The sequence below is a fragment of the Bradyrhizobium sp. Bra78 genome, from assembly GCF_024519855.1.
In the GTDB taxonomy this organism is placed as follows: domain Bacteria; phylum Pseudomonadota; class Alphaproteobacteria; order Rhizobiales; family Xanthobacteraceae; genus Bradyrhizobium; species Bradyrhizobium japonicum_G.
The window spans coordinates 143,701-164,414 of record NZ_JALJRE010000003.1 but is presented as its reverse complement, the minus strand read 5'-3'; the positions used below and the strand labels follow the sequence as shown (position 1 = coordinate 164,414).

At 64.4% G+C, this 20,714-nt stretch carries 21 protein-coding genes; 9 read left to right on the top strand and 12 right to left on the bottom strand.

Annotated features, from left to right (window positions below; translation table 11 throughout):
- Positions 1-63 precede the first annotated feature (63 nt).
- A complete protein-coding gene (locus OC450_RS08270) occupies positions 64-1,629 on the bottom strand; it encodes an indolepyruvate oxidoreductase subunit beta family protein (protein ID WP_262047641.1) in 1,566 nt (521 codons plus the stop codon).
- On the bottom strand, positions 1,626-3,785 hold the full coding sequence (locus OC450_RS08265) for an indolepyruvate ferredoxin oxidoreductase subunit alpha (protein WP_262047640.1): 2,160 nt from the start codon (positions 3,783-3,785) through the stop codon (positions 1,626-1,628). Before OC450_RS08265 ends, OC450_RS08270 begins: the two co-directional genes overlap by 4 nt.
- A 124-nt stretch (positions 3,786-3,909) precedes the next feature.
- Here OC450_RS08265 and OC450_RS08260 point away from each other — a divergent pair, with 124 nt between their 5' ends.
- The 5 genes from OC450_RS08260 to OC450_RS08240 all read left to right on the top strand — a co-directional run bounded on the left by OC450_RS08260 (position 3,910) and on the right by OC450_RS08240 (position 8,222).
- A complete protein-coding gene (locus OC450_RS08260) occupies positions 3,910-4,938 on the top strand; it encodes a carbon-nitrogen hydrolase family protein (protein ID WP_256806253.1) in 1,029 nt (342 codons plus the stop codon).
- Between the two features lie 84 nt (positions 4,939-5,022).
- Positions 5,023-6,129: a cupin domain-containing protein gene (locus OC450_RS08255; RefSeq protein ID WP_211383149.1), complete on the top strand. Its 1,107-nt coding sequence runs from the start codon at positions 5,023-5,025 to the stop codon at positions 6,127-6,129.
- A gap of 43 nt (positions 6,130-6,172) precedes the next feature.
- Entirely contained in the window at positions 6,173-7,081 is a 909-nt protein-coding gene (locus OC450_RS08250) for a fumarylacetoacetate hydrolase family protein (protein WP_262047639.1), read from the top strand.
- Positions 7,081-7,518, top strand: a complete 438-nt coding sequence (locus tag OC450_RS08245) for an acyl-CoA thioesterase (protein WP_211383150.1) — start codon at positions 7,081-7,083, stop codon at positions 7,516-7,518. Before OC450_RS08250 ends, OC450_RS08245 begins: the two co-directional genes overlap by 1 nt.
- Positions 7,515-8,222: a hypothetical protein gene (locus OC450_RS08240; RefSeq protein WP_211383151.1), complete on the top strand. Its 708-nt coding sequence runs from the start codon at positions 7,515-7,517 to the stop codon at positions 8,220-8,222. Before OC450_RS08245 ends, OC450_RS08240 begins: the two co-directional genes overlap by 4 nt.
- A gap of 38 nt (positions 8,223-8,260) precedes the next feature.
- On the opposite strand, the gene OC450_RS08235 is transcribed toward OC450_RS08240, so the two are convergent.
- The 10 genes from OC450_RS08235 to OC450_RS08195 all read right to left on the bottom strand — a co-directional run bounded on the left by OC450_RS08235 (position 8,261) and on the right by OC450_RS08195 (position 16,487).
- Entirely contained in the window at positions 8,261-8,527 is a 267-nt protein-coding gene (locus OC450_RS08235) for a hypothetical protein (RefSeq protein ID WP_211383152.1), read from the bottom strand.
- Between the two features lie 246 nt (positions 8,528-8,773).
- The gene (locus tag OC450_RS08230) at positions 8,774-8,950 is read right to left on the bottom strand and encodes a hypothetical protein (RefSeq protein ID WP_211383153.1); all 177 of its coding nucleotides are present in this window, start codon (positions 8,948-8,950) and stop codon (positions 8,774-8,776) included.
- Between the two features lie 396 nt (positions 8,951-9,346).
- Complete coding sequence (locus tag OC450_RS34410) at positions 9,347-9,448, bottom strand: DUF3606 domain-containing protein (protein WP_372703053.1); 102 nt, start codon at positions 9,446-9,448, stop codon at positions 9,347-9,349.
- Positions 9,414-9,689 carry a hypothetical protein gene (locus tag OC450_RS08225; protein ID WP_249128957.1) on the bottom strand — a complete coding sequence of 92 codons (276 nt, stop codon included), beginning with the start codon at positions 9,687-9,689 and terminating at the stop codon, positions 9,414-9,416. The genes OC450_RS34410 and OC450_RS08225 overlap by 35 nt, the downstream gene beginning before the upstream one ends.
- Positions 9,690-9,735: 46 nt before the next feature.
- On the bottom strand, positions 9,736-10,218 hold the full coding sequence (locus OC450_RS08220) for a cupin domain-containing protein (RefSeq protein ID WP_211383155.1): 483 nt from the start codon (positions 10,216-10,218) through the stop codon (positions 9,736-9,738).
- A 273-nt stretch (positions 10,219-10,491) separates the two neighbouring features.
- Positions 10,492-11,355, bottom strand: coding sequence for an outer membrane protein (locus OC450_RS08215; RefSeq protein ID WP_262047638.1), 864 nt, complete (start codon positions 11,353-11,355; stop codon positions 10,492-10,494).
- Between the two features lie 418 nt (positions 11,356-11,773).
- Positions 11,774-12,487 (bottom strand): ABC transporter ATP-binding protein, encoded by a 714-nt coding sequence (locus tag OC450_RS08210; protein WP_211383157.1) that lies wholly within the window; start codon positions 12,485-12,487, stop codon positions 11,774-11,776.
- Positions 12,484-14,253: a branched-chain amino acid ABC transporter ATP-binding protein/permease gene (locus OC450_RS08205; protein WP_262047637.1), complete on the bottom strand. Its 1,770-nt coding sequence runs from the start codon at positions 14,251-14,253 to the stop codon at positions 12,484-12,486. The genes OC450_RS08210 and OC450_RS08205 overlap by 4 nt, the downstream gene beginning before the upstream one ends.
- Entirely contained in the window at positions 14,250-15,293 is a 1,044-nt protein-coding gene (locus OC450_RS08200) for a branched-chain amino acid ABC transporter permease (RefSeq protein ID WP_211383159.1), read from the bottom strand. Before OC450_RS08200 ends, OC450_RS08205 begins: the two co-directional genes overlap by 4 nt.
- A gap of 45 nt (positions 15,294-15,338) precedes the next feature.
- The gene (locus OC450_RS08195; RefSeq protein WP_262047636.1) at positions 15,339-16,487 is read right to left on the bottom strand and encodes an ABC transporter substrate-binding protein; all 1,149 of its coding nucleotides are present in this window, start codon (positions 16,485-16,487) and stop codon (positions 15,339-15,341) included.
- A gap of 519 nt (positions 16,488-17,006) precedes the next feature.
- Between OC450_RS08195 and OC450_RS08190 the strand changes: the two genes are divergently transcribed.
- The 4 genes from OC450_RS08190 to OC450_RS08175 are packed head-to-tail and all read left to right on the top strand — an operon-like array spanning position 17,007 to position 20,680.
- Positions 17,007-17,789: an aspartate/glutamate racemase family protein gene (locus OC450_RS08190; protein WP_256806248.1), complete on the top strand. Its 783-nt coding sequence runs from the start codon at positions 17,007-17,009 to the stop codon at positions 17,787-17,789.
- Between the two features lie 33 nt (positions 17,790-17,822).
- Entirely contained in the window at positions 17,823-18,251 is a 429-nt protein-coding gene (locus tag OC450_RS08185; RefSeq protein WP_315986383.1) for an organic hydroperoxide resistance protein, read from the top strand.
- A gap of 12 nt (positions 18,252-18,263) precedes the next feature.
- Entirely contained in the window at positions 18,264-19,442 is a 1,179-nt protein-coding gene (locus tag OC450_RS08180; protein ID WP_262047635.1) for a thiolase family protein, read from the top strand.
- Positions 19,439-20,680, top strand: a complete 1,242-nt coding sequence (locus OC450_RS08175; protein WP_262047634.1) for an SDR family NAD(P)-dependent oxidoreductase — start codon at positions 19,439-19,441, stop codon at positions 20,678-20,680. The genes OC450_RS08180 and OC450_RS08175 overlap by 4 nt, the downstream gene beginning before the upstream one ends.
- Positions 20,681-20,714 lie beyond the last annotated feature (34 nt).

The following is a 20,714-nucleotide window of genomic DNA, read 5'->3' as shown; positions in this document are numbered from 1 at the left end:
ATGTTCGATCCTGACGTCCTGAGGGACGAACGGCAATCCAATCCTGCGCCCGCTCCGATGGAATCATGCAAAAGTCTTGATGGTCTGGATCACGCCGTCGAGCTCCTTGCCGGCGCTGTCCTTCAGTGCCGCTTCCCGCAGGCGGCGCGCCCAGTCGGCGGCGTCGTCGCGCCGCTCGACCAGCTTGATCGCGGCCAGGGTCTTGTCGAATTTCGACAGTCCGCGGCTGTGGGTATCCGAATAGCCCTTCACGAGGCGGCGGCATTGCAGGATCTCGACGCCCAGCTGGTAGTTGGTGGCAACCGCTGCGGCCGCGGCCTTGAGCCATTGGTCCCGATGAGCGGTCTCGACGGCGTGACGCAGCGAGCGGCGGCGCAGGCCGCGAAGCCCGCCGACGACATAAAGCGCCAGGAACCAGGGCAGCGAGTAGGTCCGCACCCGGCGTCCCCGGTTGACGCGGCGGTCGAGCCAGCCGAGCAGGCGCGGCCTCGTGCCCAACCAGCGGCCGAGGCCCGCCGGCAGCATGCCCATCACCTCCTCCATGCGGGGGTGCATGAATTCCGTGGTCTGGAGCACCTGGCCTTGCGACATCTCGAGCTCGCTCTCGATCCGCGCGCGGCGTCCGGCCCGCGTCTTGAGGTCGGCGACGCGGATGACGTCGTCATAGGTCATGGCGTTGGCGACGTATTTGGCTGCGGCTTCCGTGAAGGCATAGCCCTTGGCGGCGCCGCCTGAATTCCGGTCGGCGGTGTGCAGCGATTTGAGGATGTCGAGATATTCGGCGCCATAGGCGATGTCCTGGAAGTCGACCACCTTCTTCAGGCCGGCGCGGCCCATGGCCAGTGCGGGCTCGGGCAGTTCCTGCGCCAATCTTGCGACAAGCCCGGCGAGTTGCGGATCCGGCGTCGCGAGGGAGGGGATATCCTTGGCCGGCTTCGATGGCGGTGGCGCCGCAATTTCGGAGGCCCCGTTTTTGACCCGGTCAAAGGCGGCTTCAAAAGTCTGAACGCTGGCCTTGGCACCTTTCTCGCCGGCGCGGATGACGTCGAGATAGCTGTTGCGGTCGAACGGCAGCACGGCTGCGGCCGCGAGCGCGCCGAACATCGCCGCCGAGATGACGCTGCCATGCGCGATCGCCAGCGCGTTCAGGTCGAAGATGATCTCGGTCTTGGCGGCAACGTCGATCGCACCCGTCACGGCGCCCTGGTCGGCGATGCCGTTGCCCGGCGCGATCTTCTCGCCGATCGCAAGCGAGCGGTGGTTGGAAGCGATCAGCGTGGTGCGATCCGGCGTCACCAGGCCGCGCAGGATCGACCGGCCGGCCTCCATGAACTCCGCCGCCATCACCACGTCGACGTCGCCGGGCGTCGGCATCAGTGACAGGATCGGCTTGCGGCCCTCCAGCGGCGGCATGGTTTCGATGTAATAGATCGTGGCGCCGGTCCGCTGCGCGACGCCGGGCACCGAGGTCGACTGCGCGACCCAGCCATGGTTCTCGGCGAGCTGGACGATCCAGTCGGTCAGGACACCGCCGCCCTGGCCACCCATGGCCACGATCGCCATCGAGATCGGCCGCTCGGTCGCGTCACCTGCGGCGGGGAGGGCCAGCCGGACCGTCTCGTCTCTCATGCCAGCGCCTCGAGCGCGGGGCGCCGGCGATCGCGCCGGCGCTGCAGCCAGCCGATCACGCTCATGGCGATCTTCGATTTGAAAATGTCCCAGCGGGTCGGATTGTGGATGACGTCGGCGCGGTAGAACGAGGGGCAGAGCACCGCGGCTTCGGCGACCTCGCCGCAATTGCCGCAGCCGACGCAGGAATTGTCGATCGCGGCGACCGGATCGTCGCGCAAGGGATCGTCGAGCTGCTTCACGGAGAGCGAGGGGCAGCCGGAGAGGCGGATGCAGGCGTGATCGCCGGTGCAGACGTCCTCGTCGACGCCGAAGCGTTCCTTGACGATGCGCAGCCCGTCCCTGATCGCCTTGTTGATCTGCGGCTTCACGCGGCGCTGCTTGTTCAGCATGCATTCGGACGAGGCGACGATGACCTTGGGACCCTCGTCCTTGGTCGTCAGCGCTTCCTTCAGCGTGTCGCGCATCTTGCCGACGTCGTAGGTGCGGTCGACCTGGCGGACCCATTGGCCGCCGATGCCCTTCACGGCCTTGGTGATCGAATTGTTGGTGTCGCGTCGCTCGTTGGTCGCGCGCGACGACAGGATGTCCTGACCGCCGGTCGCCGAGGTGTAGTAGTTGTCGACGATGAGGAAGACGCCGTCATGCTTGTTGAAGACGGCATTGCCGATGCCGCTGGTCAGCCCGTTGTGCCAGAAGCCGCCGTCGCCCATCACCGCGATCGAGCGCTTGTCGGCCTTGACGTTGAAGGCCGAGGTCGAGGCCGGGCCGAGGCCGAAGCCCATGGTGGTCGCGCCGATATTGAACGGCGGCAGGATCGAGAACAGATGGCAGCCGATGTCGGCCGAGACGTGGTGCTGGCCGAGTTCTTCCTCGACCAGCTTCATGGCGGCGAAGATCGGCCGCTCCGGGCAGCCGGTGCAAAGCCCGGGCGGGCGTGCCGGCACGACCTGCCTGAGCTTCTCGACCGCGGGGTGATTGAGCACGGGCGCCGCATCCGGCGCCGGCGGCCGGTTGCCGAGCAGCCGCGGCTCGGTCTTCTCCAGAAACTCCCTGACGCCGCCGAGCAGGATCTGCGCCGTGTAGTCGCCGCCCATCGGCAGCACGTCCTTGCCGTAGACGCGCGCCTGGATGTCCTTGCGCCGCAGCACCGTGTTGATCGCCTGCTCCAGATATTCCGGCTGGCCTTCCTCGACGATCAGAACGGCTTCCTTGTCGAGGCAGAATTCGGCAACCTCGGTGTCGATCACGGGGTAGGTGACGTTCATGACGTAGAGCGCGACCTGGGTGTTGCCATAGGCATCCGACAGGCCGAGATATTGCAGCGCGCGGATGACGTTGTTGTACATTCCGCCCTGCATGATGATGCCGACCTTGCCCTGCTTCGGTCCCATCCATTCATTGAGCTTGTTGTCCCGGATGAATCCGACGGCCGCGGGCATCCGCGTCTTGATCTTCTCCTGCTCGTGCTCGTAGGCCGCCGGTGGCAGCACGATGCGGTTGACGTCGCGCCTGGGATTGTTGAGCGCGTCCTTGATGGTGTGCGCGGGCTTGACGTTGTCCTTGCAGGCAAAGCTTCCATGCATGTGGCAGGCGCGCACGCGGACCTCGAGCATGACCGGCGTGTTCGAGCATTCCGAGAGCTCAAAACCCTTCTCGATCAGATTGACGATGCATTCGTGATCGGGCCGCGGGTCGAGCAGCCACATCTGCGATTTCATCGCGAAGGCGTGCGTGCGCTCCTGCATGATGGAGGAGCCCTCGCCATAATCCTCGCCGACGATGATCATGGTGCCGCCGGTGACGCCGCCCGAGGCCAGGTTGGCGAGCGCGTCCGAGGCGACGTTGGTGCCGACCGTCGACTTCCACGCAACTGCGCCGCGGAGGGGATACATCACCGAGGCCGACAGCATCGCCGCGGCAGCCGCTTCATTGGCGGAGCTCTGGAACACGACGCCGAGATCGTCGAGCACGTCCTTGGCGTCGGCGAGCACGTCCATCAGATGCGAGATCGGCGAGCCCTGGTAGCCGCCGACATAGGCGACGCCGGATTGCAGCAGCGCCTTGGTGATGGCGAGGATGCCTTCGCCGCGGAACGTGTCGCCGTCGCCGAGCCGGAGATCCTCGACCTCGCGAGCAAAAGACCGTTCAGCCATTGCAGCCTCCAGAAATATGCGATAGCATACGTTTACATGTGAAGTAAGTCAACGCCGCGCCGTGCCGTCACTCTAGCGGATTCATTCGCGGGCGCGATCATGAGCTAGCGACAGGGTAGGGCCAATGCTGAAGCTGCCTCGCTTTAGAGCCGCCGCCGTCCAGGCTTCACCTGTCTATCTCAACCCGAGCGCGACGGCCGACAAGGCGGCTTCACTGGTCCGTGAAGCCGCGGCGAACGGCGCGAGGCTCGTGGCTTTCCCGGAAGTCTTCGTTCCCGGATACCCCTATTGGAACTGGATCACCGATCCGGTCACGGGCAGCGCGTGGTTCGAGAAGCTCGCCAGGGCGTCGGTGCTCGTTCCGGGTCCGGAGGTCGAGATCGTCCGCAAGGCCGCGCGTGATACCGGCTGCTACGTCGTGCTCGGCGTCAACGAGCGCAGCCCGGTCTCGCTGGGCACGATCTACAACACCATGGTCTTCATCGGGCCGGACGGGGCGCTGCTCGGCAAGCACCGCAAGCTGGTGCCGACCTGGGCAGAGAAGCTGACCTGGACCGGCGGTGACGGATCGAGCCTGCGCGTCTATGATACCGAGATCGGACGTCTCGGCGGGCTGGCGTGCGGCGAGAACACCAACACGCTCGCGCGCTTCGCGCTGCTCGGCCAGGGTGAGCTCGTGCATGTCGCCAGCTACATCTCGCTTCCCGTCGCGCCCCCCGACTACGACATGGCGGAGGCGATCAAGTTGCGCGCGATTGCCCACTCGTTCGAAGGAAAGATCTTCACGGTCGTCGCCTGCTCGACGGTGTCGGAGGAGATCATCACCGCGATGGAGACCGTGGTTCCGGACGCGCGCGCACGCCTGCAGCGGAAGTCGAGCGCCTTTTCCGGCATCATCGGACCTGACGGACGCGTGGTCGGCGATCCCCTGATCGACGACGAGGGCATCGTCTACGCCGATATCGACCTCGAGCGCTGCATCCAGCCGAAGCAGATGCACGACATCGTCGGGCACTACAACCGGTTCGACATCTTTGATCTGCGGGTCAACCGTCGTCCGCTGGCGCCGCTCGGTCTGATGGAGGGTGAGCCTGTTGCAGCAGATGCCGGGGAGCCGGCGGGCTTCTCGTCGATCCCGGCTAAATCGGAATGAGAATTCGGGAGGCGTCGAACGACTGGCGCCAACGGACAAGACTTAAAGCGACAGGACTTAAAGCGACACGACTTGGAGGACAGGATGCGCGAGAACATCATCGGCCGGGCCAATGTCGAGGACACCCCCGAGCTCAAGGCCTACTACAAGGATCTCGAAAAGTACGAAGCCGGAGCGCTGTGGACGGTCGCCAACAAGATCGAGCCGTGGGAGCCGCAATCGGCGTCCGTCCCCGTACTCTGGCGCTATGATGATCTGCGCGAGCACGTGCTGCGCTCGGTCGAGCTGGTCTCGCCCGAGAAGGCGGGACGGCGGGTGATCTATCTCAACAATCCCGGCCGCCGCGACGTCTCGGCCGCGGTCGGCTGGCTCTATTCGGGGTTGCAGGTGATGCATCCCGGCGAGGTCGCAACTGCGCACGCGCATTCGGCATCCGCCTTGCGCTTCATCATGGAAGGGGCGGGGGCCTATACCGTCGTCGACGGTCACAAGATGACGCTCGGAGCGCGGGATTTCGTGCTGACGCCGAACGGGACCTGGCACGAGCATGGTGTCGACGGCAACGGCTCGGTCTGCATCTGGCAGGATGGCCTCGACATCCCGCTGGTCAATGCGCTGGAGGCGAACTTCTTCGCGGTTCATCCGAAGGTCCAGCAGGAAGACTCCGGCTACCCCGTGGACGGCACGACCAAGACCTGGGGCAATCCCGGCCTTCGCCCGGCCGGCTCGAAATGGTCGAAGGGCTATTCCCCGATGTTCAAATACGAGTGGGAGCCGACCTACGAGTCCTTGCGGAAGTATGCCGCCGCGACAGATGGATCGCCTTACGACGGCATTCTCATGAACTACGTCAATCCGGTCACCGGCGGGCACGTGATGCAGACCATCGGCGCCAGCATGCAATTGCTGCGACCGGGCGAGCGCACCAAGTCGCACCGGCACACCGGCAGCTTCATCTACCAGGTGGCCAAGGGCCGTGGTTATTCGGTGATCGGCGGCAGGCGCTTCGAATGGCAGGAGCGCGACATCTTCTGCGTTCCCTCCTGGGCCTGGCACGAGCACGGCAATGCGTCGGAGAGCGAGGACGCCTGCCTGTTCTGCTTCAACGATCTGCCCGTCATCGAAGGTCTCGGATTCTATCGGGAAGAGGCCTATGGCGACAATGCCGGCCACCAGCCGGTTGCGGCCTGACGGTCCCACGCAGAATTGAATCGAAACAGCCGGATCAAGCTTCATGCGCCTTGTCACCTATACCTTGGGCTCCAGCGGTGCCCGCCTCGGGGTCCTCGTCGATGGACTCGTCGTGGACGTCGAGCACCTCGGTGCGTCGCATGGCTTTGCATGGCCGAGCGACATGCTGTCGTTGATCGACAACAGCGTGACATTGCTGCCTGCGCTCAGGGATTGCCTGGACAATGCCAATGGACGTTTGCCGGCCGGCTCCGCCGTTCCGGTCGAGGACGTGAAGCTGCAGGCGCCGATCCCGCGCCCGCGCAAGAACATCTTCGGCATCGGGCTGAACTACCGCGCGCATGTCGCCGAATCCGCCAAGAGCCTGGATACTGAAAAGGATCTGCCGAAGCAGCCGGTTGTGTTCTCCAAGCCGCCGACCTCCGTGATCGGTCCGGGTGGTGCGATCCAGCACAATGCGAAGATGACGCAGCAGCTCGACTGGGAGGTCGAGCTTGCCGTCATCATCGGCAAGACCGCGACGCGCATCGCGACCGAGAAAGCGATGGAGCACGTGTTCGGCTATTCGGTGATGATCGACATCTCCGCGCGCGACAATCGCCGCGCCGGCCAGTGGATCTTCTCCAAGGGCATGGACACCTATGCGCCGTTCGGCCCGTGCATCGTCACCGCCGACGAGATTCCCGACCCGCATGATCTGCGGCTCTGGCTGACCAAGAACGGCGTCACGAAGCAGGACTCCAATACCAAATACATGATCTTCGACATTCCGGTCCTGATATCGGACATTTCGTCCGGCATGACGCTCGAGCCCGGCGACATCATCGCGACCGGAACGCCGGAGGGCGTCGGTGCCGGCATGAGCCCGCAGGAATGGCTGTGGCCGGGCGACGTGGTCGAGGCCGGGGTCGACGGCGTCGGTGTCATCCGGCATCCCGTTGTCGCGATCTGATGACGAATTTCTCGTTCGACCGCGAGCTGAGGTTCGGAGACTGCGATCCCTCCGGCATCGCGTACTTCCCGTCCTACCTGAACATCCTCAACGGCGTCGTCGAGGACTTCTGGGCAGGAATCGGTTTTCCATGGCCGGAACTGATCACGGTCCGGAAGATCGGGACGCCCACGGTGCACCTGGCTTGCGACTTTTCCAGGCCGTCGATGTTCGGCGATCTCCTGACGTTCAGCTTGCGCATCGCCAGGGTCGGCGGATCGTCTCTCCATCTGGAGCATGTCGTCTCGGGCGCGAATGGCGTGCGCTGGCGCGCCCGCCAGATCCTTGCCGCGACCTCGCTGGTCGATCATCATGCGATTCCCTGGCCCGATGACATTCGCACCGCACTCATGGCGCATGTGAGCGCGGGCGAGGGCGCTGAGGCAACGCCGGCATGATCTCGCTCTTCATGACATTCTCCGCTTCCGCAGGCGAAAGGCGGATTGAGTCCGACGATGTTGCTGCCGTAGCCGAGCAGGTCGGATCGATCCCTGACGTGACCGAAGGCCTGCTGTTCACGCCGCTCGAACAGTCGGTCGATCATCCCTACAAGGCCGATGGCTCCGGTCCCGTGTTTGCGCTCCAACTGCGGTTTGCCGACCTGTTCGCGTGCGAGGCGGCGATGGACCGCAGCGGCATCCTTGCCCGCCTTTCGACGGGCGCGGGACTATCCGGCCTCACCGGACTGGACGTCACGCACCAGGTCATGCTGACGCGCGCGTTTCCTGTCGATGTCGCCGCGCATCCGGCAGGCACGGCCACGCCGTGCAGCTACCTCGTGCACTATCCCGGCCCGGCCGAGGACATGAATGCCTGGAACCTGCATTATCTGGAGCATCATCCCTCGATCATGCGGATGTTCCCCAACGTCCGCCAGATCGAGATCTACACCCGCATCGATTGGGTCGACCGGCTGCCGTCGCGGCGGGTCGAGCACATGCAGCGCAACAAGCTCGTGTTCGACAGTCCGGCTGCTCTTGCGCACGCGCTCGGCTCCGACGTGATCAGGCGCATGCGTGCGGATTTCGTCCAGTTCCCGGCGTTCTCGGGCGGCAACAAGCATTTTCCGATGCTGACGCGGACGGTGAGGCCTAGGTCTTAGAGAACCGAGAGCGCGAAAAAATATTTGCCGCGAGATGCTTACGACCCCTTCGGGCTCTTATCCATGGCGTGAATGGCCACGGTGTCGCTGCCGTCATGCCCAGGCTTCGCTGCACACTTGGAGGTTTTAGCCGCAGAGACCGTGAAACAACCCGCCGAGCTAACATCCCAATGAGCTGCCGGGCTTAACATCTGGCGCTCTGAAGCGGTTTGCGCTTCCGGGAGATGAGCCTCGGACAGATAAAGGTGAGTCTTCGGCAGCAGAAGAATAATTCCAAGAGCGATGAGCTTCAATCCCAGTCGCATGCTCGCCTCCACTCCTTGATAACCGATAGCAGGAGATGAAGCGTCAGAAAATTCAGGTCAGTAACCTAAGGGGATTTACGCAGGAGGCGGCGATGGGCCATTAGCCGCTGTGAGCAATCGCAGCACAGCGGCCTCCCGAGCCGCCGCCGCTGGCCGCTGGCCGCACTGAACCAGGGTCAAGAACAGGCCGCACGCATCGCTGGCCCGCGAGTTCTGACTCGCGGTATCGGCCTGCACCCGGTGCGCTTACTGCCCGGTCAACTGCTGTAAAATCTGTTGAAACATTTGGGCCGGGTCATTTTGACCAGACGTTACTTCGGCTTTCCTGCACACTCCCTCAACTGCGCCCTTGATGCCGCCGCTCACGCAGTCGAGTTCGCGCTCACCCAGAACTTCGCTCTTCGCATTGATTGCATCAGTCATCACATGTCTCCTTTAATCGTCGCGATCATCCCGACGCCGATGCGACCACATTTGACATCACCGCTCTCGTCGGTATGTGACGGCCGTCACAAAATCTCTGATTTAACCGGGGCGCGTCCATAAGCTTGTGTGAGGCAGCGAATCTTCCCGCTTATGTCGGCCTGGGGGTCACTTGCGGTCATCTTGCGATCCGGCGCTCGTGTCCGATAAGCGTCCTTGTCGGACCCCAGGCCATCATCGTGCTGCGGCCCGGCGCAGCCAGGGTGGTATTGGCCGAAACAGGCTGCTCGCAGATTCAAAGCAGGCCACACCGAGGCGGCACCCATTCAATCGGCCGCGCAGCTTTTTGATAATCTCGCGTAGGCGGACTTGGGAAAGGCCCTTGTTTCTTGCGCTTCAGGTAGACATTACGCCCACTACGGCAATTGCGTCCATCAGCTCGGACATGGTGCACCCGATCTTCTCACACCAGTATCTGACTTCGTCGTTCTCGCGGATATTGATACGGGTGTGGTCGGTACGGCTGCCCTTGCCGCGATCGGTTGTCATGGCCCCTCCAGTCGACGTCTGCAACCAAAGGTGGAACATCATGCTTGTTCCATGCCGTGACCTTGTCGGTCGGGTCTTGATAAAGGCCGTCCTCGCTCCAGGAGAGATGCAAGAGGCGGCGGCGCTCTGCTTCGTCGGCCTGCAGCCAGGCCTGCCCGTAAGCGCGGATAATCGGGTCTACATCGGTCATGCAGTCACCAGACCAGCTGTCACAACAGCGGAAATGAGCACGACCATTATTTCTGCTTTCGGGGATCATCCTCAGCGTTCAGGTAGTCGATACCTGTCGGTCCAATTCCGGTGATCTCGAATACCACCTCTTCGTCCCTAGTTTCCGCAAACTGCCATACCTTAGGTGGCACGTGCGAAAACGTCCCGGGTGGAAAGCTGAGAAGTTTCGACGCATCGACCTTGTCGCCGAGTGCCGAATAATATGTCCCCGAAATGATCACGCGAACGCGTTCATCGGGGTGCGAATGCACGGGCATTTTGGAGTTCGCCGGTACTTTGACCCGAACGGTATAGAGGCCAGGCTTGCCCGGATTACCGTGCAGCACCGTCGATTGCGTCCCCTTGGACATAGAGGGCAGCGGGCTCCACTTCAGGTCGCTCGAGGTCACGCGTTTATATTCGAGTGAACTATCTTCCGCCAGCGCCGCACAGAATCCGCTCGTCGCAAGTACGGCCAACAAACCAACCCCAATTTTGAAAAAGGACATCTCGGCCTCCGTTCAAATGCCCGGCGCCGGTACTCTACCCCAAGTAGTCTTTGTCTGCCATGGGTCAATCGCGCCGGTTCCGCGCTTGGCTGCAAACTTCCGCTCTGCCCCTGTGAGACGGCGGGTATCTGCACCGCGTCAACGGGAGCGATGGGCCAGAAGCGGGAGCGGACATCATCGACAAGGCATGCCGGTGCGGATTGCCCCATGCGCAAGAAAGGCCCGGTTTCTCCGGGGCCTTTCACATCATGAAAACTTGAGTTGTTGCGCTCGTCAGTCGAACTGATAGCTCAGGCGCGCACGCACGGTTTGAACGTCGAAGCCGCGGTAGGTGAATTTGCCGCAATTCTGGCCGGCCACGGTGCACTCATAGAACGGAGCCGGCGCACCTGTCGCGACGGTCGTGTAGCCTCCGGTCGAGGTGGCATCGCCTTCAAAACGATAGAAGAGATATTCCGCACCGAGCACCCAGTTCTTCGCCGGCTTGAATTCAGCGCCGGCGCCCACGACAAAGCCCACGCGCGTCTCGCTTGCGCTGCTGCGCAGAACCTGTCCGGCACCTGGGCAAAGCGTAGCCGGTACACCGGTGCAATTTATGGTGCCGGCGTAGCCGACATCGGCGAAAGCGGCGCCGCCGGTGCCGTAGAGCAGCCACTGACTCGTCGCATAACCTACGCGGCCACGCACACTCGCGAGCCAGTTGACCTGGGTCTGGAGGAATGCGTTGTCCGTGAGGTTGGAGACGCCGCCACATTGCGCGCGCATGCCAAAGAGGTTCGAGCAGATAATTCCCGGCGCGGCGCTGGACTTCAGGTTCGTCCAGTCCCAGTCGCCTTCGATGCCCACCAACCAGTTGCTCGGCATCTGGTAATTGTAGCCCGCGTGACCGCCAGCGACAGCGTTCGCGTTGCTGGAGCCGGTGACGGTAATTGGGGTAATGGCGTTTATGGCGCCATCGACATAGGACATCGACGGATCCGACATGAAGGCGCCGCCACCGTTGATGCCGACATAGAAGCCGGTCCAAGACGGTGATGCGGCGACGGCAGCTGGACGCGCCTTGACGGCGAGGTCGGCCGCCGAAGCGCCGACGGTGCCGAGTGCCAGAGCTGCGATCGCAAGAGCAATTGTCTTCATTCAAGCTTCCCCAATCTCAAATCCGATGGTGGCCCTGCTGAGTCTCCGCTGGCCGTGCACAGTGGCAAGGTGGCCGAAACCCATGCAGGCCACATCAACCGGAGGGTTGAGGCGTGCTCCTTGCCGATGCTTGTGCTAATTCCGCCACAACGTCACCCACCCGATAAACGGACAGCAGCCGAGCGAGGGGCTGCCTGTCGGGCCAACCAGCGGACAAGCCGCAGGTTGGTCCGGACCACGCAATGTGTTGGCGATGATGGCATCATGCCACTGTTTTGCCCGACGGATCAAGTCGATTTCGTAAAATCCGCAAGCGTCGGTGATCAAGCCATTGATATCGCTGGCACCGGCTACTGTGCATGGGGTTGTTTTCGAATATTTGTGTTGCGCGGCCCGCCGGGCCTTGTCGCAGCCGGTTCTAGTGTCCGCCGAGATAGGCCGTGATCAGCCTGGGATCGTGGATGAGATCCTTGGCGGGGCCTGACTGAACGACCTCGCCGGTCTCGAGCACATAACCGTAATCGGCCGTCTCGAGCGCGGCGCGGGCGTTCTGCTCGACCAGCAGAATCGACACGCCGAGATCGCGCAGCGAGGCGATGGTACGGAAGATCTCGCGGACGATCAGCGGCGCAAGCCCGAGGCTCGGCTCGTCCAGCATGAGAAGTTTCGGCTTGGCCATCAGCGCGCGGCCGAGCGCGAGCATCTGGCGCTCGCCGCCGGAGAGCGTGCCTGCGGCCTGGCGCTGCCGTTCCTTCAGGCGGGGGAAGCGGTCATAGACCTCCTCCAGCGTCTTCTGCACGCCGGAGCGATCGCGCAGGCTGTAGGAGCCGAGCAGGAGGTTGTCGGCGACCGACATGTCGGAGAACAGCTCGCGCTTCTCCGGAACCAGGCACAGCCTGCGCTCGACGCGGTCTTCGACGGAGATCTTCCCGATGTCGTTGCCCTGAAACACCATGCGGCCTCGCGCCGCGAGCAGCCCGATGGCGGCCATCAGCAGCGTGGTCTTGCCGGCGCCGTTCGGGCCGATGACGGTGACGATCTGCCCTTCCTCGACCGACAGCGACACGTTGCGGACGGCCTCGACATTGTCGTAGCAGACCGTCACGTCCGTCATGGAAAACATCGAGGTCACGCGACGCCTCCAAGGTAAGCCTCTTGAACCCGCTCGTCGCTGCGGATCGCCGCCGGTGCGCCCTCGCAGAGCTTGGATCCGAAATCGAGCACCACGATGCGGTCGACCAGCGACATCACGAACTCCATGTCGTGCTCGACGATCAGGATGGTCAAATTGTCGGCGCGCAGCGTGCGCAGCAGTTCCGCAAGCCGCAGCTTCTCCTGGCGGCGAAGGCCTGCCGCCGGCTCGTCGAGCACGAGCAGGGTCGGGTCCGCGGCCAGCGCACGCGCGATCTCGAGGATACGCTGATTGCCGAGCGGCAGATTGCCGGCGAGCTCGAACGGCTTGTCACCGAGCCCGACGCGCTCGAGCTGCATCAGCGCCTCGTGCCGGGTGCTGGCTTCCTCGTGCCGGTTGAGCCGGAAGGCGCCGGCGAGCAGGCCCGTGCGGGTGCGCGCATAGGTTCCGAGCATCACGTTTTCCAGCAGGCTCATGCGCGGCCTGAGCTTGACGTGCTGGAAGGTTCTGGCGATCCCGGCCCTGGCGATCCGCGACTGCGCGTCGCGCGTGATCGGCCGTCCCGCGAAGACGACCTCGCCCTTGTTGACCCGGAGTGCGCCGGTCAGGCAGTTGAACATCGTGCTCTTGCCGGCGCCGTTCGGGCCGATCACGGCAAGGATCTCGCCGGACCGCACCTCGAAGCTGACATTGTTGACGGCGACCAGGCCGCCGAACCGGCGCTCGGCGCCTTCGACCTTCAGAAGCAGTTCGCCCGGCGCCGGTTGCGCGCGGCGGGGCAGGGGCGGCGCCGGTTGCGGACGCTCACGTCGTATCTTCGGCAGATAGCGCGCGACGAACGGCACGATGCCTTGCCGCGCCCATTGCAGGAACAGGATGAACAGCGCCGAGAAGGCCACGATCTCGAGCTGCCCGGACGCGCCCTTGGCGATCAGCGGCAGATAGTCCTGCACGCTGTTCTTGAGCAGCGTGACCACCGCGGCGCCCACCACGCCGCCGAGCAGGCTGCCGGCGCCGCCAACCATCGACATCATCAGATATTCGATGCCCATGCCGGCATCGAACGGGCCCGGGCTGATGAAGCGGCTCATATGCGCGTAGAGCCAGCCCGACAGCGAGGCGAGGGCGGCTGCGATCACGAAGGTCACGAGCTTGATCCGGAAGGCGTTGATGCCGAGGCTCTCGACCAGCGTATTGCCGCCGCGCAGCGCGCGCATGGCGCGGCCGAGCCTGGAGTCCAGCAGGTTGTAACCGAGCAGGAGCACGGCGGCGACGATGCCCCAGATCAGGAAATAGATCTGCGCGCTGGAGACCAGCGCGAACGAGCCGATGCTGATCGGCGGGATCGACGAGATGCCGTTGAACCGGCCGAGCCCCTCGACATTGCCGAACAGGAAGCCGATCGCGAGGCCCCAGGCGACGGTCGAGAGCGACAGGAAATGGCCCTGAAGCCGCAAGGTGACGACGCCGAGGATCGCTGCGACGGCGCAGGTCAGCACGACGCCGAACACCAGGCCGAGCCAGGGCGAATACCCGTTCAGCGCCGAGACCCACGCTGTCGCATAGGCCGCGACGCCGACGAAGGCCGCCTGTCCGAACGAGACGATGCCGCCGACGCCGGTGAGCAGCGCCAGCCCGATGGCGACCAGCGAATAGATGCCGATGTAGTTCATCAGCGTGATGCTGAAGGGGCTCAGGACGAAGGGTGCGAGCGCGAGGCACACCACCGCCGCGATCGCGACGAGCTGAACATGGAAGCGCGTCATTCCTCGATCTCCTCCTCGGAATGCAGCGAGGCGAGGGACCGCCAGATCAGGATCGGGATCAGGAGCGAGAACACGATGACGTCCTTCAGCGCACTGCTCTCGAAGGATGCGAAGCTTTCGAGGATGCCGACGCCGACGGCGCCGATCGCAGCACCGGGATAGCTGGTCATGCCGCCCACGATGGCGCCGACGAAGGCCTTGAGGCCGATCAGGAAGCCGGAATCGTAGAACACGGTGTTGACCGGCGCGATCAGGATCCCCGATACGCCGGCCATCAGCGACCCCAAAAGATAGGCGATCGTGCCGGCGCGCGCCGGCCTTATCCCCATCAGCCGCGATCCGGTGCGATTGACTGCGGTGGCGCGCAGCGATTTGCCGACCAGCGTGAAGTCGAAGAAGAGATAGAGCAAGCCGCTGAAGAGAAGGGCCGCGATCACGATCAGCATGGTCTGGCCCGAGACCAGGACGCCGGCGAACTCCGTCGAGAACGATGTCAGCGGCTCGGTTCGGACGCCTTCGGGACCGAAGAACAGGAGGCCGAGGCCGACAAGCGCGTAATGCAGTGCGACGGAGACCGTCAGGAGCAGCAGCACCGATCCGTCCGCAATCGGGCGGAAGACGATCCGATCCAGCAGCGGCGCAATGGGCGTGATCAGCATCAGCGCCAGCACGAGCCTGACCACAAGCGGCGGCTCGATGCGCATCGTCAGCCAGGCGGCGCCGACCACCGCCAAGGGCAGCACGAGATAGAACAGCAGCGCACGCGGCAGCAGCCGCAGCTCGCCGGCGCGCAGGAGCGAGAGGATCTCGATCAGCGTGGCAAGGCAGGCCAGCACCACGACCAGCGAGCCGGTCCCGGGAAACCGCTTCGCATCGAGCGCTGCAAGTGTCAGCGCGGTGAACGCGGCGATGTCGCCAAAGGGAATGAAGATGACCCGCGTCACCGTGAAGATGAGGACGGTCCCGATCGCCACCAGCGCATAGACTGCGCCGGTGGCTATCCCGTCGATCCCAAGGATGGCTGCGATGTCGCTCGTCATTGAGACGCCGTCCCCCGTTATGACTGCCCGCGCGTCGCTTTCCGGCTACGGCGCGTACTTCCAGGCGCCGCCGGTCAGGCGCACGACGACGAGCGAGCGCTCGTCGACGCCGGTCACCGCACCGGGCTTGAAGTTGTAGACCGCATGCACGCCCGGCAGCTCCTTGGTGCTGAGGATGGCGTCCCGCAGCGCCGTGCGGAATTCGGCCGTTCCGGGTTTTGCGGTCTTCACCGCGCGCTCGGCGGCGTTGGCGAAAATCAGCCAGGCGTCGAAGGAGTAGGCGGAGAAGCCGTCGGTAGTCGGAATGTTGTGGGTCTTCTGGTAGACGCTGCGAAAGTCCAGCGCGATCTTCTTGGCAAAGTGTCCGTCGGGAAGCTGCTCGGCGACGATCACGGGGCCGGCGGAGACCTGAATGCCGTCCGCCGCCTTGCCGCCGACGTTGACGAAGTCCGGGTTGACCAGCGCCACCGTTCCGTAGGTGTTGCCCTTGAAGCCGCGCTCGGAGAGGCTGAGAAGAGGCAGCGCGCCTTGCGTCCCCGAGCCGCCGTCCAGCACGGCGTCGGGACGCGTGGCCATCACCTTGAGGATCTGGGCCGTCACCGACGTGTCGGTGCGCGCATAGCGCTCGTTGCTCTGGATCTTGATCTCGCCGGCGGCCTCGGCCGCCTTGGCACCGTTGTAGACGAGGTCGCCCCAGGCGTCGGAGAAGCCGATGTAACCGATGTTCTTCATGCCGTCGCGCTTCATGCGGTCGGCGATGATCTTGACGAGGAGGGAGGCCGGCTGCGGCACCGACACCACCCACTGCTCCGGCGATTCCGGAAGCTTGCCGATCGGCGAGACCGCGATCATCGGCACCTTGAGCTCGCTCGCGACCGCGGCCATGGCGATGGTCGAGGGCGCCGTCGCGGTGCCGATCAGGAGGTCGACCTTCTCCTCTTCCACCAGCTTGCGCGCGTTGCGGGTGGCTGCCGACGGGTCGGAGCCGTCGTCGAGCTGGATCAGGCGGATGGTCTCGCCGTTGATGGTCTTCTTGTATTCATAGGCGGCGTTGATGCCCCGCCCATAGGGGATGCCGATCGACGAGCCGTTGCCGCTGAGCGACGTCACGAAGCCGATGGTGATGTCGGCTCGCGCCGCGGGTGCCGCCAGGATGCCGGCGGCAAGGGCGAATAAGCTCAAGGTCTTGCGCATTTGCATTCTCCTCCATGGGTGCAGGACATCAATGCCGGGAAGCCGAAGCTCCCGGTTGCGGACGAACCGATCGAAAGGGGACATGCGGCGCCCGAGCGGGCCGCGATGGAAGAGCGTTGGCGCGATCGCGTGGCGCTGCAGGCAATGCTGCTGCCGGCTGTTCAAGCCCGACGAGTGTCCGCACGATCGAGTTTTCCAAAATCGATGCCCTGCAACTCATTGTCCAGGCCGCCGGCAACGCACCGGTCGGAAGAATTATTTAAAGCCTAAAGTATTGTTGGTGGGGCCGTCAACTCGTGTCATGGCCCCGTCAGAAAAAAATGTTGCTGCATACAATTTCTCCAGGCTCTGCCAATTCAGTCGCATCTTTGCTGCCTAATTCAGCCTGCTCGATGCCCCCTGCGGGCGCCCGCGCCGGATGCTGCCGCGCACATTTGACGGGCCAATTAGTTTATGGTTGAAATATATTGGTCGGCCGCCGACGACCGATCCTCCCATGCCCGTTCGAGGAGTAGGACGATGCGCATCTACTGGCAGAGCTTCGTCGATGCGAGCGTGAACGCGCCCTACATGGCGCGGCTGTCCGAGTACCTCAACACGATCGCGGCGCCCGGCACGACCGTCGATGTCGAGGGCATTTCGCCGCCGGACCGCGAGTTCGGCCGGCTCGCCGAATTGCGCTGCGCGGTGCAGGCCATCGACAACGGGATCGCGGCCGAGGAGAGCGGGTACGACGCCTTCGTGATGGGGCACTTCCAGGACCCCGGTCTCTACGAGCTTCGCTCGGCGCTCGACATTCCCGTGATCGGGACCGGCGAGGCAACCTTGCTTGCTGCATCGCAGCTTGGCCGTCGTCTCGGTCTCGTGACGCTCGACCCGGTTTTCGAGGTCTGGCACTACGAGCAGGCCGAGCGGTACGGTCTCGGCGATCGCATCGTTCACGTGACCGGTCTCGGCTGCAAGCCCGAGGATTTCGCCGGCGCATTCGCGGGCGATCAGGCCGCGCAGGCCCGCATGATCAAGGATTTTGTCGCCTGCGCCCTTCCGCTCGTGGAACACGGCGCCGATGTCGTGATCCCTGCCGGTGTGCTGCCCGGTCTTCTGATCGGACGGGAGCACGGCCTGAAGGTCGGGCACGCCCCCGTGGTCAATTGCGCAGCGGTCGCTTTGAAGAATGCCGAGATGTGGGTTCAGCTCAGGCAGCTCAACGGCACCGAGCCCAGCCGCGGGCCGAGCTTCAAGCGCGCCAGCGACCTGGCGCGCAACGATTTCCGCGCCCTGCTTGCCCGCAACAAGGGTTAGGCCGGGCGCGATGACCAGTCTGGAGAGCGAGACATGATGACCCCTGAGAAGATCCTCTATGAGACCGAAGTGACCGCGACGGGAGGCCGGGACGGCAAGGCCGCAAGCGCCGACGGCCTGCTGTCGGTGTCGCTGTGCCTGCCGAAATCGATGGGCGGCCCTGGCGGCGAGGGGACCAATCCGGAGCAGCTGTTTGCGGCGGGCTACGCTGCGTGCTTCCTTGGTGCGGTCAAGCTGGTGGCGCGGACCCGGAAGGTCGTTCCTTCCGCCGAGCCCTCGGTGACCGCGAAGGTCGCGATGGGGCCGGTTCCGGTCGGATATGCGCTTGCGGTCGAATTGAAGGTCAGCCTGCCCGGAATCGAGAAATCGGTTGCGGAGGAGGTGGTTGCCGGTGCGCATGAGCGTTGTCCCTATTCGAACGCGACGCGTGGAAATATCGAAGTCAAGCTGACGGTGATCTGAGGTGGCCGACCGGTGAAGAATTCCCAGCGCACACCGTACGACGGCGTCGTGATGGCAGCTCCCGTCACGATTCCCTATGTGCGCTACTCCGTCGAGAGCGCGCAGTGGTGGATCGGCCGCGCGCTCAGTGCGCTGGTCGCGCAGGCGGGCATCAAGGCCGCCGACATCGACGGTCTCTGCGTCTCCAGCTTCACCATGGGGACCGACAGCGGCATCGGACTGACGCAGCATTTCGGGCTCTGCGTCCGATGGCTCGACACCATCCCGCTCGGCGGCGCCAGCGCGATTGCGGCTTTGCGCAAGGCGGCGCGCGCAGTTCAGGCCCATGACGCCGACATCGTTGCCTGCGTGGCCGGCGATACCAACCACGTCGATTCCTTCCGGCTGACGCTCGAGAACTTTTCACGCTTCAACCAGGACGCCGTCTACCCCTACGGTGCGGGCGGAGCCAATTCGAGCTTCGCGCTGATCGCCCGCAACTATATGCGGACCTACGGCATCACGCGTGAGGATGTCGGCAGGATCGCGATCGCCCAGCGCGCCAACGCGCTGCGCAATCCGAACGCACTGATGAAGGCACCGCTGACGCTGGAGCAGTATCTCGGGGCCCGGCCGATTTCCGACCCGATCCACTTGTTCGACTGCGTGATGCCTTGCGCCGGCGCGGAAGCCTTCCTGGTGATGCGCGAGGAGACCGCGGCGTCGCTGGGCTTGCCGGCGGCCAGGCTGCTGTCCACGATCGAGCGGCACAACGCCTTTGCCGACGACCCGATGCAGGTGCGCGGCGGGTGGGCGATGGATGTCGGCGAGCTCTATGCGATGGCCGGCGTGAAGCCCGACGATCTCGATGTCGTGCAGACCTACGACGACTATCCCGTCATCACCATGATGCAGTTCGAGGACCTCGGCTTCTGCAAGAAGGGCGAGGGGGCAGAATTCGTGCGCGAGCATGATCTCACGATCGAAGGTGACTTTCCGCACAACACGTCGGGCGGGCAGCTCTCGGTCGGACAGGCCGGCGCCGCCGGTGCCTATCTCGGTCTCGTCGAAGGGCTACGGCAAGTCCTGGGAACCGCGGGCTCGACCCAGGTGAAGAATGCGAGCCTCGGTTTGGCCTCGGGGTTCGGTATGATCAATTATGATCGCGGTCTCGCCTCGGGCGCCGTGATCTTTGCAGGGCCTTCGCGATGATCGAGCCGATCAACCCACCCGGGCGCAAGAACCCGCTGCTGCGGACGCGGCTTCCCGCGTCGCCGCCGCGGCCGCGCAGCCGCACGTCGCACGGGTTCACGCGGGCGGCCGCCGAAGGCCGCTTCGTGCTGCAGCGCTGCGAAGCCTGCGGCGTCTTCGCTTATCCGGCGCGGGAGGCTTGTCCGTCCTGCCTGTCGCCCGACCTCGTCTTCGTCGACGCGCCGCGCCGGGGCACGCTTCTCGCCGAGACGACGGCGCGGGTGCCGAGCGATGTCTATTTTCGCGAACGGGCGCCGTGGCGGATCGGTCTCGTCAAGATGGATTGCGGTCCGACGATCGTGACGCATCTGCACGCCGATTGCGTCGAGGGCGCAGCGGTCCGCATGTCGTTTCAGCTCGACAAGAGCGGTCAGGCTGTGGCCTTTGCCCGACCCGAGGGGGAGACTCCCAATATGGCAGACGACAGGCAATGGCGGGAAATGACGGCCGATCCGAAGTTCAGGCGGGCGCTCGTGACCAACGGTCGTAGCGTGGTCGGACAGGAAGCCGTCGCCGCGTTGAAGGCCGCCGGTGCGAAAACCGTATTCGTCGGCGTGTCCGAACCTTGGCGGCCGTTTGCCGGCGAAGAGCTGCTGCGCGGGCAGCAGGGTATCGAAGTCGTGCCCCTGGACGCCGCCGATGAGAAATCCGCCGTCGATCTCGCCGCCGACATCGGCGGCAAGGTGGATATCCTGGTGAACACCACCGAATATGTACGGCCAGGCGGCCTGCTCGACCGCAGGGGCACGAGCATCGCCCGGGACGAGGTCGATCAGGCCTATCTCGGCTTCATCAATCTCGCGCAGGCCTTTGGGCCCGCCATGCGGATGCGCGGCGCCGACGGCATCAACAACAGCGTGGCATGGGTGAACGTCCTGTCGGTCTATGCGCTCGCCAACTGGCCCGCCTTCGGCGCTTACTCGGCCTCGCAAGCCGCGTGCCTGTCGCTCTCGCACTGTCTTCGTGCGGAGCTGCGGCCGGGCGGCATCAAGCTGATGAACCTGTTCACGGGGCCGGTTGACACCGAGTGGTTTCAGACCGTGCCGCCGCCGAAGGTGGCCCCGCGCGCGATTGCGCAGGCGATCGTGTCGGGGCTGAGGGGCGGGCTCGAAGAGATCTATGTCGGAGATGTCGCCGAGGAAATCCGGCAACGTCTCGCGGCCAATCCGAAAGCGCTCGAGCGCGAGCTCGACAGGTGAAACGCGGATTTCAACCAAGCCGGAGGACGTGACG

Coding starts and splice junctions, on each gene's coding strand:
- OC450_RS08270 (WP_262047641.1), bottom strand. CDS start 1,629: ATGAGAGACGAGACGGTCCGGCTGGCCCTCCCCGCCGCAGGTGACGCG.
- OC450_RS08265 (WP_262047640.1), bottom strand. CDS start 3,785: ATGGCTGAACGGTCTTTTGCTCGCGAGGTCGAGGATCTCCGGCTCGGC.
- OC450_RS08260 (WP_256806253.1), top strand. CDS start 3,910: ATGCTGAAGCTGCCTCGCTTTAGAGCCGCCGCCGTCCAGGCTTCACCT.
- OC450_RS08255 (WP_211383149.1), top strand. CDS start 5,023: ATGCGCGAGAACATCATCGGCCGGGCCAATGTCGAGGACACCCCCGAG.
- OC450_RS08250 (WP_262047639.1), top strand. CDS start 6,173: ATGCGCCTTGTCACCTATACCTTGGGCTCCAGCGGTGCCCGCCTCGGG.
- OC450_RS08245 (WP_211383150.1), top strand. CDS start 7,081: ATGACGAATTTCTCGTTCGACCGCGAGCTGAGGTTCGGAGACTGCGAT.
- OC450_RS08240 (WP_211383151.1), top strand. CDS start 7,515: ATGATCTCGCTCTTCATGACATTCTCCGCTTCCGCAGGCGAAAGGCGG.
- OC450_RS08235 (WP_211383152.1), bottom strand. CDS start 8,527: ATGCGACTGGGATTGAAGCTCATCGCTCTTGGAATTATTCTTCTGCTG.
- OC450_RS08230 (WP_211383153.1), bottom strand. CDS start 8,950: ATGACTGATGCAATCAATGCGAAGAGCGAAGTTCTGGGTGAGCGCGAA.
- OC450_RS08225 (WP_249128957.1), bottom strand. CDS start 9,689: ATGACCGATGTAGACCCGATTATCCGCGCTTACGGGCAGGCCTGGCTG.
- OC450_RS08220 (WP_211383155.1), bottom strand. CDS start 10,218: ATGTCCTTTTTCAAAATTGGGGTTGGTTTGTTGGCCGTACTTGCGACG.
- OC450_RS08215 (WP_262047638.1), bottom strand. CDS start 11,355: ATGAAGACAATTGCTCTTGCGATCGCAGCTCTGGCACTCGGCACCGTC.
- OC450_RS08205 (WP_262047637.1), bottom strand. CDS start 14,253: ATGACGCGCTTCCATGTTCAGCTCGTCGCGATCGCGGCGGTGGTGTGC.
- OC450_RS08200 (WP_211383159.1), bottom strand. CDS start 15,293: ATGACGAGCGACATCGCAGCCATCCTTGGGATCGACGGGATAGCCACC.
- OC450_RS08195 (WP_262047636.1), bottom strand. CDS start 16,487: ATGCGCAAGACCTTGAGCTTATTCGCCCTTGCCGCCGGCATCCTGGCG.
- OC450_RS08190 (WP_256806248.1), top strand. CDS start 17,007: ATGCGCATCTACTGGCAGAGCTTCGTCGATGCGAGCGTGAACGCGCCC.
- OC450_RS08185 (WP_315986383.1), top strand. CDS start 17,823: ATGATGACCCCTGAGAAGATCCTCTATGAGACCGAAGTGACCGCGACG.
- OC450_RS08175 (WP_262047634.1), top strand. CDS start 19,439: ATGATCGAGCCGATCAACCCACCCGGGCGCAAGAACCCGCTGCTGCGG.